The following is a 16,422-nucleotide window of genomic DNA, read 5'->3' as shown; positions in this document are numbered from 1 at the left end:
GACCCGGGCCACTGCTTAGGCCAGGAAGCCGAGACGAACCCGCAGCTCACGACCGTGAACGGAGTATTGACACCCCTCAGGCCGAGTTCTTGGCACTCACAGGATCCCGGGCGGGCGGGTAGTTGCGCCCGAGCATCGAAAAGCGAGATCATCACGCATGCTCGACCCCTTGCCCGAGGACGATGGGACTTCACCGACGGTTTCTACGCCCCATTTCGTGGGTCGTGATCGGGAGATGGCGGCGCTTCGGGTCGCCTTGGCCCGGCCACCGGCGATCGTCCTGGTAGAGGGCGAGGCGGGGATCGGGAAGAGCCGGCTATTGCGAGAGTGGTTGGCCGCGCCGGACCAGCGCACTGCCTTGGTCTCGGTGTGCCCACCGCTTCGCGAGTCGCTGACGTTGGGGCCGATCGTCGACGCGTTCCGTGGGATCGACCGCCCGGTGTCGCGATTGCGGCTCACCGAGCTTGCGGGTGCGTTACGGCCCCTGTTCCCTGAATGGTCCTCGGACCTGCCGCCCGCATTGCAGCCTTTGAACGATGCGAAGGCGGCACGGCATCGCCTGTTCCGCGCCCTGGACGAGCTGCTGCGGGCTCTGCGTGTCGACGTTCTCGTGCTCGAGGACGCTCACTGGGCCGACGAGGTGACCTTGGAGTTCCTGCTGTTCGTCGCCTCCCGACAGCAATCGGACGGGCCAAGCCTCGTGATCTCCTATCGGCCGGAGGAGGTGGACGCCGGATCGCTGTTGCTGCGGCTGACGTCCCGGTTGCTTGCCGGCGTGACCCAGCTGAGGATCGCGCTGGCGCCGATGCGACTCAACGACACGGCAGCGCTGGTGTCCTCGATGCTGGACGGCAACCCGATATCGCAGGAGTTCACGACGTTCATGCACGAGCGGACCGGTGGGGTTCCTCTGGTGCTGGAGGAGTCGGTTCGCCTCATGTGCGACCGTGCCGACCTCGTCTTCCGCGACGGACAGTGGGTCCGGCTGAAGCTGCGCAAGCTACAGGTGCCGCCAACGGTGCGCGACTCCACCCGGGAGCGGGTGGGCCGTCTGTCGCCGACGGCGCAGCAGGTGTTGCGAGCCGCGGCCACGTTGGCTGAGCGGTCATCGGTGGCCACGATCGCGATGACCGCCGGTCTGTCACCAGCTGCGTGCCGAGGCGCCATCGCGGAGGCGGCCGACGTCGGCGTCCTGGACGGAGACGACCGCGACCAGTGGCGATTCCGGCATGTGCTGGCCGCCACGGCTGTCTACGAAGCGATCCCGTTGACCGACCGCAGACACTTCCACCTGCTGGCCGGCCGGGCCTTGGAGGACATCCATCCGCCGCCTGTCGCACGCCTTGCCCACCACTTCCGTGAGGCGGGCGAGACACGGTCCTGGGCGCGGTACGCCGAGCAGGGTGCTGAGCTGGCCATGGCCTCGGGTGACCACACCAAGGCGGTCGACTTGCTGGTCGATCTGGTTTCGTGGTCCGAGCTGCCGCCGGCGGATCGGGCACGAGTCGCGCGCATCGCCGGAGTAGCCGCACTGGGCCGTCGTGAACCGGTCGACGAGGTCTACCACCGCGTGATCCGTACCTTGCGCTCGGTGCTGGAGACCCCCGGTCTCTCCGCCCGCCAGCAGGCCGAGATCCGTAACCCCTTAGGTCGGCTCCTGATCATCGGAGGTGAGGCGCAGGCCGCACTCAGCGAGCTCGAGCAAGCGGTGACCAACCTCGACCATGACCCGGTCGAGGCAGCCCGGACAATGACCTATTTAGGATGGGCCTACGCGGGACCGTGGCCGGCGTCGACCCATCGGCGTTGGCTGGATCGCGCCGCTGAGCTCACCGCCGAAGTCGATTCTCCCGCAGAGCGGCTGAACCTGGCCGGCAACCGAGCCGCTGCGTTGCTCATGCTCGGCGAAGAGGAGGCCTGGGACGTCGTCGCTGACCTGCCCATCGACGGCGCGGCCTCGGCGGAGCGTCTCGACGTGGCCCGCATCCACACAAATGTCGGGACCGGCGCACTGATCTGGGGTCGGTACGCCGACGCGGAAAAACACCTCGCCGTGGCCATGCGCCTTGCCGAGGCCGAGCAGGCGTCCCGGCTGCAACACAACGTCCGACTCGAACAGACCAACCTGGCGTGGTTCACCGGCCGGTGGGAGGGTCTCGCGGAGAGAAGCGCGGCGCTCGCCGATGCTGACCGAGACCGGCCGGCGCACTACCTCGGCAGCATTCGCCTCGCGGCCCGGCTGGCGGCCGCGGCCGGACGGCGGCGCGCCGCGGGGGAGCAGTTCCGGCTGGTCCTTGAGGAGTCTGCCCGTCTCGGCGCAGCCGACGACACGATGGAAGCCGCCGCTGCGCTGGCCAGACTATGGCTGACGGACGGAAACAGCGGGCGGGCGCTGCAGATCACGAACGAGCCGATGGACACAGTCCAGAGAAAAGGCATCTGGGTCTGGGCGACGGACCTCGTCCCCGCCCGGATCGAGGCACACCTCGTCGCGGGCGACCTGAAGGCCGCGACACGCCTGGGCGACCAGTTCGCCAGAGGACTGCGTGGCCGTACGGCGCCTGCGCCTCGCGCCGCCCTCACCGTATGCCGTGCTCTGCTGGCCGCCGCAGCCGGAGACCACGCCCGCGCGGCGAGGGCGTACGACCGGGCGGCGCGCGCCTGGAACGCGTTGCCGCGCCCCTACGACGCCATGCTGGCCCGCGAGCGTCAAGCCGAGGCGCTCATGGCGCAAGGCCAGATCGAACAGGGCCGAGAGCTGCTGGCCGCACAGTACGAGCAACTGTTCAGGCTCGGAGCCCGCGGCGATGCGGACCGTGTCGCACAGCGGCTTCGCGAACACGGCGCCGAGGTTCCGCGATTGTGGCGCGGCGGTCGACGGGGGTACGGCGACCGGCTCTCACCTCGTGAGCTCGACGTGGTCCGACTGGTCGTCGCCGGCAAGACGAACCGGGAGATCAGCCGGATTCTGGCCAAGTCACCGGCCACGGTGGATCAACAGCTGCGTGCGGCGATGCGCAAGTTGAAGGTGAGTTCCCGAACCGCGCTCGCGGTCAAGGCAGTAGAGGCCGGAGTGTTCGCAGAAGAGGGTTCTCTCGGCGACCCGTCGTGAAAATTGACGTATCTGCCGGATAGCGAAGGTCGCTCGTCACGCCGAGCATGACTCCATGATCCATGGCCCTAGGGCAGTGCATGCCTGAGCGACCTATCGCGCGTGACGACTCCCTCATCGAGCACCAGCAACCACCTGAGCTGTTGCGCGAGCCGCGCGTCAGTACCCCTGACGCCCCTGACGCCCCTGACGTCCCCGACGCCCCTGACGCCCGGGATGACGGCGATGACGGCGATGACGAGAGCCACGACCCCTACCAACCCCTGTAGGCCGGAGGACCCCCCACGTGAGACTGAAAGCCCTCGTCGCTTCGCTGACCGTAGCGGTCAGCCTGAGCATGATCCCGCCACCACCGGCGTCGGCCGCTGAGCCGGATCCCGGTGCGGCCGCCAACAAGATCGCGTCGGACCTGAAGGGCCGCTTCCGCACGGAGCCGGTCGCCGACTTCTGGATCACGTTCGGCACCAAGGCCGACCTCGCGCCGGCGAAGAAGATCGCCGACTGGACCACTCGCGGTCAGTTCGTCTACGACGCACTGAAGGCCTCGGCCAAGGCCTCCGCAGCGTCCGTCTCCGCCGAACTCGACGCGGCGGGCGTGAAGTACACGTCCTACCCGCTCGTCAACGCCGTGCTCGTCAAGGGCGGCACGCAGAAGCTCGCGCTCGACGTCGCCTCGGTCGGGCAGGTCGCCGAGATCCATGCGTCGCCACAGGTCGCGCTGGTCGAGCCCGTGGACGAGAAGACGCCGGCCGACCAGGCCGTCCGCCCCGCCGCCCCCGAGGCCACCGCCGAGGATGGCACCGTCTCGTGGGGTCTGGACGCCATTCACGCCCCCAAGGCCTGGGCCATGGGGGCCACCGGTGCGGGCATCACCGTGTCCAACCTCGACTCGGGCGTTCAATTCGACCACCCCGCCCTGATGCAGCAGTACCGCGGCAGGAAGCCCGACGGCACCGTCGACCACAACTACAACTGGATGGCCACCCGGGGTACGTGCACCGGCGCACCGTGCGACGACAACGGACACGGCACGCACACCATGGGCACCATGGTCGGCGACGACGGCACCAACCACGTCGGCGTCGCCCCGGACGCGCAGTGGATCGCGACAAACGGCTGCTGCGACAGCACCGGCGTCGAGTCGTTGCTCCAGTCCGGCTGGTGGTTGCTCGCCCCGACCGACGTCCACGGGAACAACCCCGACCCGTCCAAGCGCCCCCACGTCATCAACAACTCGTGGGGCCAGAACGCCGAGCACAACTTCGACGACTTCTTCCAGGCCATCGACGAGGCATGGAGCGCCGCGGGCATTTTCAGCGTCTGGTCATCGGGCAACACCACGCCGTACGCGGGCTGCGACACCGTCTCCTCGCCCGGCTCCGCCAAGAGTGCCTACTCGGTCGGCGCCTACGCGTCGGACGGCACGCTCGCGTCATTCTCCCGCAAGGGCGAGGGTGAAGATGGCGGGATCAAGCCCGAGATCTCCGCTCCGGGCGTCGCCGTCCGTTCGTCTTACCCGAACGGCAGTTACACCGAGATGTCCGGCACATCGATGGCGGCTCCCCACGTCGCCGGCGCCGTCGCCGGCCTGTGGAGCTACGACCCGACCCTCATCGGGCAGGTCGAGGAGACCCGCCGCCTGCTGGCCGAGTCGGCCGTCGACGTCGACGACACCGAGTGCGGCGGCACCGCCGACTTCAACAACAAGTACGGCGAAGGCCGGCTCGACCTCGTCCGCCTGCTCGAGCTCGCACCCCGGCAGGGCGGTACCCTCACCGGTGTCGTGACCGCCGACGGCGCCCCGGTACCCGCCGTCGACGTGACGATCAGCGGACCGTTCAGCCGGTCCGTCGGGACCGACAAGGACGGCCGGTTCACGATAAATCTCCCGGTCGGCGACTACCAGATCAGCACCAAGATCTTCGGGTACCTGACCGCGACCGCGAGCGCCACGGTCACCCTCGGCCAGAACACCTCGGTTGAGGTTCCCCTCACCGCCGCCGCGCGCCACGACATCAGCGGCAGGGTCATCGACGACAAGAAGCAGCCCGTCCCGAACGCCGACGTCTCCGTCAAGGACACGCCGCTGGACGCCGTACGCACGGACGCCAACGGCGCGTTCACGATCGCCGGTGTGCCGGAGGGCCAGTACGGGCTCGCCGTCACGCCCAACGCCTGCTTCTCGCCGACGCTCGTCCCGCTGACCGTCGGTGCCGAGAACAAGTCGCTGGAGATCCCGATCGGGCTCGTCGTCGACAAGGGCGGCTACAGCTGCTCCCTCTCTGAGGGGGAGTACCTGCGCGGCACCGACCCGGTCGCGTTCAAGAGCGGCGTGTGGGCGACGGTGAACCTGCCGTTCCCGATCGCGCTCTACAACGGCAGCCACGACACCCTCGGAATCAGCCTGCGCGGCGTGATCTCCCCGAACACCTCCACCGGACCCGGCACCGGCGGTGCGGGCATCTTCCCGTTCTACGTCCCGTCCCCCGTCCAGTTCGCCCCCGGCGGGGGAGTCTTCACGACGGCCACCAAGGTCGACGGCGAGGACGCGTTCGTCATCGAGTTCCGCGACGCCAAGATCTGGGCCTACCCGATCCGGTCTGAGTACACGGAGCCGGTCAGCTTCTCGGCCACGCTCACCCGCTCGGGCAAGGTGATCTTCGGGTACGGCGACGGCATCGGCACCGACGACCCGGTGACCGGCGGCGCCCGCACCATCACCGGCATCCAGGGCTGGGCCGGTGTGGACGGCATCCGGTTCTCCGAAAACGTCCCGGTGCTCCACGACGGGATGATCGTCACCTACGACCTTCCGGACTGGGGCTACCTCGACGCGACCGTCGTCGACAAGAACGACGGGCTGCCGGTGTCCGGGGCCAAGGTCTCGCTCACCGACAAGAACGGCCTCGTCGAGAGCGTCACGACCAACGGGACGGGGGTCGTGCATCGCCAGCTGCCGGTCGCCGGCTACACGATGACCGTCGAGGCGCCGAACTACGTGACGGGGTCGTACGACTTCACCCTCGACAAGCTCTACGCGAAGGCGACGATCGACGCGCGCCTCACCACGGGCGTCGCCGGCCTGAAGGCGAGCGGCCTCGACGCCGTGATGGGAACCGACCAGAATGGTGTGGGCTCGCTGACGCTGACCAACAACGGTTCCGCCCCGCTCACGTACGACCTGGGCGAGGCCGCGCGCCACCACGAGTTCGACGCTGCCGGCGCCACCACGCGCACCGGGAAGGGTGCGGACAGCACGATCGACCTCACCGCGTGGAAGGCCGGTGCGAGCGGCATGAAGCCGTCGAACGTCGACGGCAAGGCTGCGACGGCGAGCGCCGCGGAAGCACAGGCGGCCGGCAAGGTCGGCACGACCTCCGGCGGCGACGTCATCACCCGCATCGAGATCCCGGGCACGATCGCGGAGAAGGAGCCCTCCGGCATCGGGTACGACGGCGACGTCTGGGTCCACGACTACACCGCGCGGACCAACACCGCCTACACCGTGACGGGCAAGCCGACCGGCAAGGTCTTCGACGCCTCGTGGAACCCCAAGTACCGGGCGTTCGACATGGCGCTCGACACCAAGACCGGTGACATGTGCCAGATGGAGGACAGCCCGGCCAGCTACATCCACTGCTTCGACCGGGAGACAGGAAAGGAAACCCGGCAGATCAAGGGTGACTGGTCCACGCTGCAGCTGACCGGACTCGCCTACAACCCTGCCGAGGACGTGTTCTACATCGGCGGCCGGAAGAACGGCCTGATCGGAACCGTCGCCGGGACGTCGCACGACAACGCGGGTGCGCTGCTGTCCTTCTGCGCCCCGCCGCTGCCCGAGGTGATGGGCCTGGCCTACAACCAGGCCTCCGACACCATCTGGTACACCGACCTCACCTCGAACAGGCCCACCCGCCTGCTGCAGGTCGACCCCGACGACTGCTCGCTCGTCAACGCGTGGTGGTTCCCTGGCCAGAAGGTGGGCCAGGGCGGCGGCCTCGAGACCGACTCGACCGGGGCGCTGTGGGCGGCGGACCAGATGGCCGATGACGTCGTGCTGGTCGACGTCGAGGACGACCTGCTCACCGACCTGCCCTGGCTGTCGCTCTCCTCGACCGGCGGCACCCTCGCCCCGGGCCAGTCGACGACGGTCAAGGTCTCGATCTCCTCGAAGGACACCGACCCGGGCACTCTCGGCGCGAACATCGTCGTGCGGTCCGACTCCGGACGGCAGCCCAAGACCTACGTCCCAGTGACGCTCACGACCACGAAGTACCAGGTCGGCGTCAACGCCGGCGGCCCCTCGTTCACCGACGCCTCCGGCTACACCTGGTCCGGCGACCAGGCGGCCCGTAAGGGGGCGTGGGGCTACACCGGGAAGGACAGGACGATCTCCGCGAGGGCCGCGATCAAGGGCACCGAGGACGACGCCCTGTTCCAGTCCCAGCGCACCACGCCGGGCAAGGACCTGGTCTACACCTTCCCCGACGCGCCGAAGGGCACCTACGCCGTCGACCTCGGGTTCGCCGAGATCGAGCAGATGAAGCAGGGCAAGCGGGTGTTCGACGTCCTCGTCGACGACGAGCTGACGCAGTACGCCTACGACCCCGCGAAAGCCGTCGGCCCGAACGCCGCCGACTGGCACACCGCCGTCGTGCAGCACGACGGCGGTCCGCTGACCGTGGAGCTGCGGGGCTCGAAGGGCCTGCGGGCTCCGAGCATCGCGGCGCTGCGCGTGACGCTCGATCCGCGCGGAGACAAGGCGGAGCCGGAGCCCCAGCCCGAGGAGCCGGAGCCGGGCCCCGTGCCGGTGGCCCCCGCCGGTCGCTCGTACTCGATGAAGGCGACCGACGGGCTCTACCGCCAGGGTACGGAGGAGTCCGGGTGGCACGGAGATGACGTCTGCGGCGTGCTGTGGTTCGACTCCAGCTTCCTGTTCCCGTTCTACGACACGGCCTGGGACGGCGTGTGTGTGACGACGAACGGCGCGCTGATCTTCGACCGGGCCAGCACCTTGGGGAACAACACGGCGCTGCCGTCGCCGTACGCGTTCGACGCGATCTTTCCGCTCTGGGACGACCTTGTCGTCGACGACCAGGCGGGCATCTACTTCGGCACCACCGAGGTGGACGGCCTGGCCGCTGAGGTCATCGAGTGGCGCAACGCCGCCTTCGACAGCGACAGGGCGGCCCGGGTGAGCTTTTCGGTCACCCTGATCGCGGACGGCCGCATCCAGATCGGGTACGGCGACGGCATCGGCGGCGACAACCCCGTCACCCGCGGGTCGTCGGCGACGGTCGGCCTGGAGAGCCTGAAGCGCAACCCCGCGAGCCAGTACTCCTTCAACCAGCCCATCCTGACGGCCGGTCTGGGGCTGGAGTACACCCTCCCGGCTGCGGGCACGATCGAGGGCACGGTCACCGACGCGAACGACGGCAAGCCGATCGCGGGCGCGATCGTCACGCTCAGGGGGCCGAGCGGTGACCGGGTCATCACCGCCGACGTGAAGGGCCGGTGGAAGGCCCAGGCACTGGTCGGCGAGAACACCGTGCAGGTCTGGGCGCCGAACTATGTCATGGCCGGCCGCCCCGTGACCATCGCCAAGAAGGATCAGGCCGAGGTGGTTGACGCGGCGTTGACCACGGGCGTCACAACCATCACGGGAGGTGACCTCGACTGGCTCCTCGGCCCGGAGCAGAAGGCGACCGCCAACGTGATCGTGACCAACACCGGCTCCGCCCCGCTCGAGGTGCGGCTCAGCGAGCAGAAACGCACCAGCGAGGGCGGGCACGAGGCCGCCGACCTTCCGTGGCTGACCCTCACGGGCGCGGCCGCGGCCGGCACGGTCAAGCTCGCGGTCGGCGAGTCCACCACGGTCACGGCAACGGCCGACAACGCCGCCGTCGTGCCCGGCGTGCTCGTCGGGGACGTGCTCGTGGCGTCGAACGCCGGCAAGGGCGAAGCCCAGCTCAGGCCGGTCCGCCTGGCGACCTCGGCCTACTGGAAGGGCGTCGACGCGGGCGGGGCCGGGCACGTCGGTGCCGACGGCTTCGTCTGGTCGCCCGACCAGGAACTCGGCTCGCGGCCGTGGGGCTACGTCGGCGGCAGGGCGCGTGCCACCAAGGCCGACATCGGCGGCACGGAGGACGACGACCTGTTCCGCACCCAGCGGACCGGCGAGACGTTCGCCTACGTGTTCAAGAACGCGCCCGCCGGGACGTACCGAATCGGCCTCGACTTTGCGGAGATCGAGAAGGTCAAGATCGGCAAGCGTGCCTTCGATGTCCTGGCCGACGGCAAAGCCGTGCTCCACGACCACGACGTGCAGGCGAGGGTGGGTGCGCTGACCGCGGACGTGAACACGGTCACCGTCGAGCATGCCGGTGGCGATCTGAAGGTCGAGCTTCGCCGCGAGATCGGCGAGCGCGACCCGATCCTCAACGCCCTGAAGGTCCAGCAGGACCCGCGCCTATGAGATAGCCAACCAATCCGCCAGCAGTGGTCAGAGCCTCCTCGGAAAGGATCGCCGTGGAGGCTCTGACCACGCCTACCGAGTTCGCGGCTTCCGACCTGCGCTCGCCGAAAACTCCATCCATGCAGTTCAAGCCGCATGGGAGTACTCGTGGCACTCTGCCAACCCGCTGTGCCAAGGCATGTGACCGACGATGGCACTGCGGGATAATGAGGGAAGCGCTCCTCCGGGCAGGGAGGTTGTGGCCCTGCCCGCGGGGGCATGCGCACCGCGCGTCGGGGTGTTGGAGCACACTTCTAATCCGACGGTCGCAGGTTCGAATCCTGCAGGGCGCGCCACTCCACCAGCGGAAACTCCAACCGGGTCCGCGGTCGGCAGCGGCATGGGGCAGATGTGAGGCAAAGCTGAGTCAGCCGCCGCGGCCGCCCCAGCGCGGATGCGGCTTCCAGCACCAGCCGGGCGGTATCTCTGGCGGCTTGGTGGGCGACCTCGGGGAGTACCGAGACGTAGGTGTCGGCGGTCAGCACGATGCTGGCGTGCCCGAGCATGGCCTGCACCACCTTCAGATCGGTGTGCGCGGCCAGCGCCAGGGTGGCGGCGCCGTGCCGTACAGCCGGATTGATGGCTGTCCGGAGGCGGCCACCAGCCGGCGGAAGCGGCCGGTGAGGTAGTCCGGCCGCAGCGGTGCACCCGTCGCGGTGGTGAACACGTATCCCGAGTGCTGCCTGCGGGTGCCCGCCGTCGTGCTCAGCTCCTCTTGGCGCTCGCGGTGCCGCATCAGCGCCCGTATGGTCTCGGCGTCCAGGGCCATCACCCGGCAACTGGCGGTGCTCTTCGGCGGTCCGGCCACGACCCGGCCGTCGGCGTGCACCCGCTGCTGCGCCACCGTCAGCTCCGCGGCCTGCAGGTCGACGTCCGTCCAGCGCAGCCCGGCCAGCTCACCGCGGCGCAATCCGCGCAGCGCGGCCAGCCACCATGCGGCGTACAGGCGGTCCTGCGCGAGGCCGGTCAGGAAGGTCGCGAGCTGTTGTTCGGTCCAGACCGCCACTGCTGGACGTTCTCCCGCTTGTTGCCAGCGGGCCGTCCGCCCGGCGGTCCAGACGACCGGATGCGGTCGCCGGGGATGGGGCAGTTCGGCGCCGTTGGCCGGATTGACCGGGATCAGCCGGGCGCGGACCGCGGCGTTCAGCGCGGTCCGTAAGGTGGCGTGGATCCGCACCACGGTCGCGGGCGACAACCGGCGGCCTGTCGGCGAGGGACGGGCCGCGAGGGCCGCGAGGAGTCCGTTGACGTCGCGCGAGGTGAGCTGGTGGCGCAGGGGATCCGTCCCAACTGCGGGATGAGGTAGAGGCGGATGTGTGTGGCGTAGCCCTGCCGGGTCGACGGCCGCAGAGTGTCCTTGGGGGCCAGCCAGCGTGCCAGCCACTCACCGACGGTGCATCCGGCTCCTGTACCGTCGCGGTCGGCAGCGGCCAGAGCGCGGCCTGCCGTCTGCGCTTCCTCGGGTCGGCGTATCCGCCCTGGCGGACGCGCTGCCGCTGCCCATCCAGGCCGCGTACCTGCACAGCGAAATACCAGCTTCCATGATCGTCGTCCGCCAGCAGACGCGGACACGTCACACCTCGCTGACGTCCCGTTTCCGCATCCACACAGCCGCATCGCCTGCTGACCTGCACACGAGTCTTTGCCCTTTGCCCCACCTCCGCCCCCACGGTGTGCGACGACAGACGCGCTGGCTAGGGCTCGCACTCGATTGGGAGATGGCCTTCGGTCAAGTGACCCGGACTGCGGGGGAAGCTCAGAAGCGGGACTGCGAAGCTATGGTGGCTCTGATGATCAAGGCAGAGACGCTTGATGTCCGAGACCACTGTGGAGTCGCTGGTCATGAACGAACTACCTGTCGAGCCGGACCGACGCACGCACCGGCCGCCAGCTTGGCCAATCCCTCACCGGCCACAAGGACGAGGTGTTCTCGGTGGTGTACTCCCCGGACGGTGCCCGCCTGGCCGGCGGCGGTTGGGACGGCACGGTGCGGCAGTGGGAGGTAGCTCTTCCGGCCGATCGTCTCGCCGCCGTATGCATCATCGCGGAACGTGGGTTCACCGCGCGAGAATGGCAACAGTACATCCCGACGTGCCGTACCGAGCCACATGCCTCGCCGCCCGGAACTGACAGGGGGGCGATGGTAGCGGTCAGCAGGACACCGCCGTACCGGCTCAAGGCGCCCGGCGCCGTGACGGCGGGCGAGCGGCGCCTCGCGCCCGGAAGATCGTCGTAGCATGCCATGCCATGAGCAGACGATTAACGATCGCGGCCGTCCTCGCCCTGGCCATCCCCGCCGCGCTCGTCCCCTCCCCCGCCCTGGCGGCCCCGAAGACCTACCTGATCAGAAACGATGACCGCTGCCTGACCTACGCGGCGGACCGCACCCCGGCCAAGCTAGGCTTCCGTGCCCAGGCGAACTACTGCCCGTCCACGAAGTTCGACGGTTATCTGTGGAAGCGCACGGCCCGCTCCCAGCTCGCCATCACCTACCGCGGGCGCACGTACTGCCTGGGCGCGCCCAAGGGCACCGCGGTGCAGGTGGGGCGGTGTAGCGGCGACAAGCGCCAGCAGTTCACCTTCCCCGTGGTCAAGGAGGGCGTGTGGGACACGGTCATCCAGATCAGATGGAAGCACCTGCGCAACCTGTGCCTGCACCACAATGTGCGGCGTCCGTGGGAGATCTCGGCGGCGACGTGCGGCCATTCCGGCAGTGACCAGCACTGGGTCATGATGCGCCGATGACAGCCCGCCTGGCCCGGCGGCGGTGACGTTCAGCCGCCGGACGCCGACTCGCCCAGGACCGCCCGGGCCCTGGCCAGCACGGCGCGGGCGTGCGGGAGGTCGGCGAGCCGGGCGTCCATCGCCCGCAGGGCGCCGTCCATCTTGGGTGTACCGCCTCAAAACCTATACACATGGTCTGAGCTGGTGTTTCTCTGGATCAGCCAGGCGGCTCTGTGATACTCGTTGATCACTCCGCCGAGCACTCTTCGACGCCTGATCCGACCTTCCATCGGCACGACGATCCGTTCGTCGTGATCAGGTGGGCGTTGCCGGCGGGACTGGTGTGGTCGATGCCTGTTGTAATGGTCGGTGTACTCGTCCAGGACTGATCGAAGGTGCTCGGTCGTGAGCTGCGAGTTTGTTTTGGCTTCCTGGTCCGGGCAGTGGCCTGGGTTGGGCGTGCTCAATGCGCATGGCGCTGTCTCTTCTATATGATCTTCTGCCGCATCGTGGGGTGGCTGACGTTACTGGCTCGTAGCGACGCGACCAGGAACATGGAGATCCTTGTACTCGGCACGAAGCCGCAGTGCTGCGCCGTCAGGTTGGCCGTCCAAGGCAGTCATGGGCGGATCGAGCGGTACTGTCCGCACTGTGCGCCTGGCCGAGTAGCCGGGGGCTGCGATGCCCCCGCTACTCGGCCAGGCGCACAGTCCGCTCCGGGCGCCACCCGAGCCGCTCGACGCCGGCATCAAGGCCACCCGACGAGACCGGCTCGGCGGCCTCCTGCATGAGTACGCCCAGGTCGCATGAGGCGACACAATATTCGGCACCCACAGGCCCTCGAGTCCCAAACTCTCGGGTCAGGAGATCCAGAAGTTTCGGGCGCGTTCCCGGCCGAGACGGTGGCGATGTCGAGGTTGCCGGATGTGCGCAGCGGCGTGCCGACAAGCAGTAGGGTCATCGCCGCGGCGATGACCCTACTGCCTACGTAGTCCAGCCTCTTCAATCCGTTGCGGTTTCTCCCCGATCCATCATGGCCATCCTGTAGCGCGTCAAAACTCGCGCGTAGGGTCTGATCTGGGGTTTCGCTGATCGAGTTAGGCGGCTCGGCGGTACTCGTTGATCGCTCCTCCGAGTACCTTGTGGCGTTCGATCCGGCCTTGCATGGACACCACTACCTGTTCGTCTTGATCGGGTGCTCGTTGGCTGCGCGCCTGGTGAGGTCGGTGGCCGTTGTAGTGATCGATGTACTCGTGCAGAACCGGGCGCAGATGACGTTCCCCGTAGATCAGCATGCGGTCGGCGACCTCGGCGCGCACCGTCCGGATCCACCGCTCGGCATAGCAGTTGGCCCTCGGCGTTCGTGGCGCGTCTTCAGCACCGTGACGCCTACGGCGGCGAAGAGCTCATCGAACATGGCGGTGAACTTGGCATCTCGATCGCGGATGAGGAATCGAAACGACGCTGCTTGTTCGCCGAGGTCGATCAGGAGATTACGGGCCTGCTGTGCGGTCCACGCGCCGGTCGGGTGGCAGGTGACGCCCATGAGGTGCACGCGTCGCGTGCCGACCTCCATCATGAACAACACGTACAGGCGCTTCAGGAAGATCGTGTCAGCGTGGAAGAAGTCGCAGGCCAGGAGCCTCTTAGCCTGCAAGCGTAGAAAGGTGCGCCAGGAGGTGTCGAGATGACGGGACGCCGGAGCGAAGTGGCGGGAGCGCAGAATGCGTCGCACGGTTGCCGCGCTGATCTGAATGCCGAGCCGCACCACTTCACCGTGTACCCGTCGATGGCCCCACGTGGGATTCTCCGACGCCAGGCGACTGATCAAGTCTCGAAGCTCCTGACTCGTTGCTGGACGCCCGGGTCGATGCGAGCGGCGAACGTGTTCGTGACGGTGAGGTAGGCCAGGCGAAGGAGCACGGCCGATCATCATGCCGCACGCGTTTGCCTTTCCTGGTGGCTGGAGCTCGCGCCGCCGCGCGAAGCCCTCACATTGACCGTGACCTGGGCGGATGTGATTATCGGCAGGCGCACTGCTGGAACGTCTGTTCGCCGAGGATGTCCCTGACGAACCTGTTCAGATGTCCTGGGATCGCTGACCGGCCCGGCGCGTGATGCCGGGAGCCACTCAACCAGCGGAGCTGATGTCCCAGAACTCGACGCCCGCACTGGTCAGGCTGATGAGGACGTTGCCGTCAGGGGTGATGGCGACTCGGTCGCCGTCGCGTGACACGCTCTCGGTCTCGACGGGGGTCAGGTCCGGCCCGATCTGCTCGAAGGTACGGGTGTTCCAGAGCCGGACAGTCTTACCGCCACTGGCCAGGATGGCGCCATCTCGGCTGAAGGCGACCGGGCCCATTTTCGCTTCTTCGAGTACTTCTCGGGTGAGGCCGATCTGCGTGTAGGTCTTGGTGGAGTAGAAGCAGAGCCGCCTTTCTTGAAAGCTCGTCATGACCACGGTCTGACCGTCTGGTGCGAGGGCTGCGGGGGAGCCGCCGCTCGAACAGGGAGTGATGGGGAGCTGGCGACGGTGCTTGCGGCCCGTGGTGGTATCCCATACCTCAGGGCCGTCCGAGACGAAGAGCTTGCCGCCAGGGTCCAGAAATGTGACGGAGACTGCCAGGGGCTCGGTCTTGACCGGTATTCCCACAGGTCGCCGCGATGCGACCGCCCACAGCTCGGTCCACGATCTCTCCGTGTTGGTGACCGAGATCGCCCTGCTGTCGGGGCTGAAGGCGAGTCCCAGGATCTCGCCGCCGCTCATCAGTGCCGGCCCATCTGGCTTGCGGCTGACGGCGTCCCAGAGATGGAGCTGCCGGCCGCCGAGGCCATAGTTGAGCACGGCCAGCTTCTTGCCGTCGGGACTGTATACGAGCTCGTCCACGCGGTGCGCTCCGGAAATTTCTACCGTGTCACCCAGTTTCCGGCGCGTGGCGACGTCCCAGAACTCGACGCCGGTCCTGGTTCCCACCGCCAGGGTGGTCCCGTCTGGGCTGAGCGCCAGCCCAGACCCCCAGCCCGCTTCCGAGTCCGACAGCCAGGCGAGTCTGGGAAATCTGTTCTGCACTGGGCTGGGTGGGGACTGGAGCCAGATGGCCAGGGCAGCGGAGATGCCGGCGAGAGCCACGACGAGCCCCACGGCGGGAAGCGTTCTCAGGGTCCGCGGTCCGCGTCGGAGGGGCACGCCGCTGGGCGGTGGTCCTGTATCGGTTTCCGAGGAGCAGCCGATGCTGGGTTGATTGGTGCCTTGGGCGGCCGCGAGGTGGGTGAGTTTGTCGCGGGTGGCCTGGGCGGTCAGCCGTATGGTGGGATCTTTGCGCAGCAGGCCGTCCAGGACGGCAACAAGTGGTCCGGCATGATGCGTGGGGTCCGGTTGCTCGGTGGCGATGGCGACGAAGACGGATCCGGGTGTTGCGCCGGAGAAGGGCGGATGGCCTTCCACGGCGGTGTAGAGGGTGGCGCCGAGAGACCACAGATCGGACTGCGCTGTGGCGGGACCACCGTGCACTTGCTCAGGGGACATGAAGGACGGGGTTCCGAGGAGGGCGCCGGACCTCGTCAGAGGAGCGTCGCCCTCCAGCGTGGAGATCCCGAAGTCGGTGAGGACGACACGATCACCTTCCAACAAAACGTTGGCCGGCTTGACGTCGCGATGCACAATTCCTGTGGCGTGCGCGGCGATCAGCGCGTCCAGCATCTGCAGGCCGATCGCGGCCACCCTCTCGGCAGGCAGCCGTCCGTGCCGGCGGAGCAGATCGTCGAGGGAAGAACCGCGGATGAGCTCCATGACGATCCATGGGCGTCCGTCCTCTTCGACCACGCGGTCGTAGATCGTGACGATCCCGGGGTGCTTCAGTCTGGCGGCGGCCCTGGCCTCGCGCTCCATCCGGGCGTACCAGTTGCGGCGTTCCTCTTCGGGGATGTCGTCGGAGAGCCGCAGTTCCTTGATGGCGACGGCCCGGTCCAGTTCGGTATCCCATGCGTGCCAGACCGTTCCCATGCCGCCCCGGCCGAGTGCTCCTTGGATCTGATATCGGCCCGCCAGGAGGTGCACAGGCCCCACGCTCAC

Annotated in this window: 11 protein-coding genes; 6 read left to right on the top strand and 5 right to left on the bottom strand. The window is 68.2% G+C overall.

Annotated elements, in window-relative coordinates; all coding sequences use genetic code 11:
* Positions 1–157 precede the first annotated feature (157 nt).
* From ACFPZ3_RS20275 to ACFPZ3_RS20265, 3 genes are all read left to right on the top strand, one after another.
* Positions 158–3,112 (top strand): ATP-binding protein, encoded by a 2,955-nt coding sequence (locus ACFPZ3_RS20275; RefSeq protein ID WP_379515712.1) that lies wholly within the window; start codon positions 158–160, stop codon positions 3,110–3,112.
* 80 nt (positions 3,113–3,192) lie between these two features.
* Positions 3,193–3,381 carry a hypothetical protein gene (locus ACFPZ3_RS20270; RefSeq protein ID WP_379515711.1) on the top strand — a complete coding sequence of 63 codons (189 nt, stop codon included), beginning with the start codon at positions 3,193–3,195 and terminating at the stop codon, positions 3,379–3,381.
* Positions 3,382–3,398: 17 nt separating this feature from the next.
* Complete coding sequence (locus tag ACFPZ3_RS20265) at positions 3,399–9,587, top strand: S8 family serine peptidase (RefSeq protein WP_379515710.1); 6,189 nt, start codon at positions 3,399–3,401, stop codon at positions 9,585–9,587.
* Positions 9,588–10,146: 559 nt separating this feature from the next.
* Here the strand turns inward: ACFPZ3_RS20265 and ACFPZ3_RS20260 are convergent.
* The gene (locus tag ACFPZ3_RS20260; protein ID WP_379515709.1) at positions 10,147–10,821 is read right to left on the bottom strand and encodes a tyrosine-type recombinase/integrase; all 675 of its coding nucleotides are present in this window, start codon (positions 10,819–10,821) and stop codon (positions 10,147–10,149) included.
* Between the two features lie 660 nt (positions 10,822–11,481).
* Here ACFPZ3_RS20260 and ACFPZ3_RS20255 point away from each other — a divergent pair.
* A complete protein-coding gene (locus tag ACFPZ3_RS20255) occupies positions 11,482–11,862 on the top strand; it encodes a WD40 repeat domain-containing protein (protein ID WP_379515749.1) in 381 nt (126 codons plus the stop codon).
* Positions 11,863–11,873: 11 nt separating this feature from the next.
* Positions 11,874–12,371, top strand: coding sequence for a hypothetical protein (locus ACFPZ3_RS20250; protein ID WP_379515708.1), 498 nt, complete (start codon positions 11,874–11,876; stop codon positions 12,369–12,371).
* A gap of 155 nt (positions 12,372–12,526) precedes the next feature.
* Here ACFPZ3_RS20250 and ACFPZ3_RS20245 read toward each other — a convergent pair whose 3' ends face one another.
* Complete coding sequence (locus ACFPZ3_RS20245; protein WP_379515707.1) at positions 12,527–12,817, bottom strand: integrase core domain-containing protein; 291 nt, start codon at positions 12,815–12,817, stop codon at positions 12,527–12,529.
* A gap of 214 nt (positions 12,818–13,031) precedes the next feature.
* Here ACFPZ3_RS20245 and ACFPZ3_RS20240 point away from each other — a divergent pair, with 214 nt between their 5' ends.
* Positions 13,032–13,160 carry a hypothetical protein gene (locus ACFPZ3_RS20240; protein ID WP_379515706.1) on the top strand — a complete coding sequence of 43 codons (129 nt, stop codon included), beginning with the start codon at positions 13,032–13,034 and terminating at the stop codon, positions 13,158–13,160.
* Between the two features lie 287 nt (positions 13,161–13,447).
* Here ACFPZ3_RS20240 and ACFPZ3_RS20235 read toward each other — a convergent pair whose 3' ends face one another.
* The 3 genes from ACFPZ3_RS20235 to ACFPZ3_RS20225 all read right to left on the bottom strand — a co-directional run bounded on the left by ACFPZ3_RS20235 (position 13,448) and on the right by ACFPZ3_RS20225 (position 16,422).
* Entirely contained in the window at positions 13,448–13,669 is a 222-nt protein-coding gene (locus tag ACFPZ3_RS20235) for an integrase core domain-containing protein (RefSeq protein ID WP_379515705.1), read from the bottom strand.
* Positions 13,639–14,118, bottom strand: coding sequence for a hypothetical protein (locus tag ACFPZ3_RS20230; protein ID WP_379515704.1), 480 nt, complete (start codon positions 14,116–14,118; stop codon positions 13,639–13,641). Before ACFPZ3_RS20230 ends, ACFPZ3_RS20235 begins: the two co-directional genes overlap by 31 nt.
* 363 nt (positions 14,119–14,481) lie before the next feature.
* A complete protein-coding gene (locus ACFPZ3_RS20225) occupies positions 14,482–16,422 on the bottom strand; it encodes a WD40 repeat domain-containing serine/threonine protein kinase (RefSeq protein ID WP_379515703.1) in 1,941 nt (646 codons plus the stop codon).

The organism is Nonomuraea insulae (genome assembly GCF_042656245.1).
This window is presented reverse-complemented; position numbering and strand designations above follow the sequence as displayed.

Coding starts and splice junctions, on each gene's coding strand:
- ACFPZ3_RS20270 (WP_379515711.1), top strand. CDS start 3,193: ATGCCTGAGCGACCTATCGCGCGTGACGACTCCCTCATCGAGCACCAG.
- ACFPZ3_RS20275 (WP_379515712.1), top strand. CDS start 158: ATGCTCGACCCCTTGCCCGAGGACGATGGGACTTCACCGACGGTTTCT.
- ACFPZ3_RS20240 (WP_379515706.1), top strand. CDS start 13,032: ATGCCCCCGCTACTCGGCCAGGCGCACAGTCCGCTCCGGGCGCCACCC.
- ACFPZ3_RS20250 (WP_379515708.1), top strand. CDS start 11,874: ATGAGCAGACGATTAACGATCGCGGCCGTCCTCGCCCTGGCCATCCCC.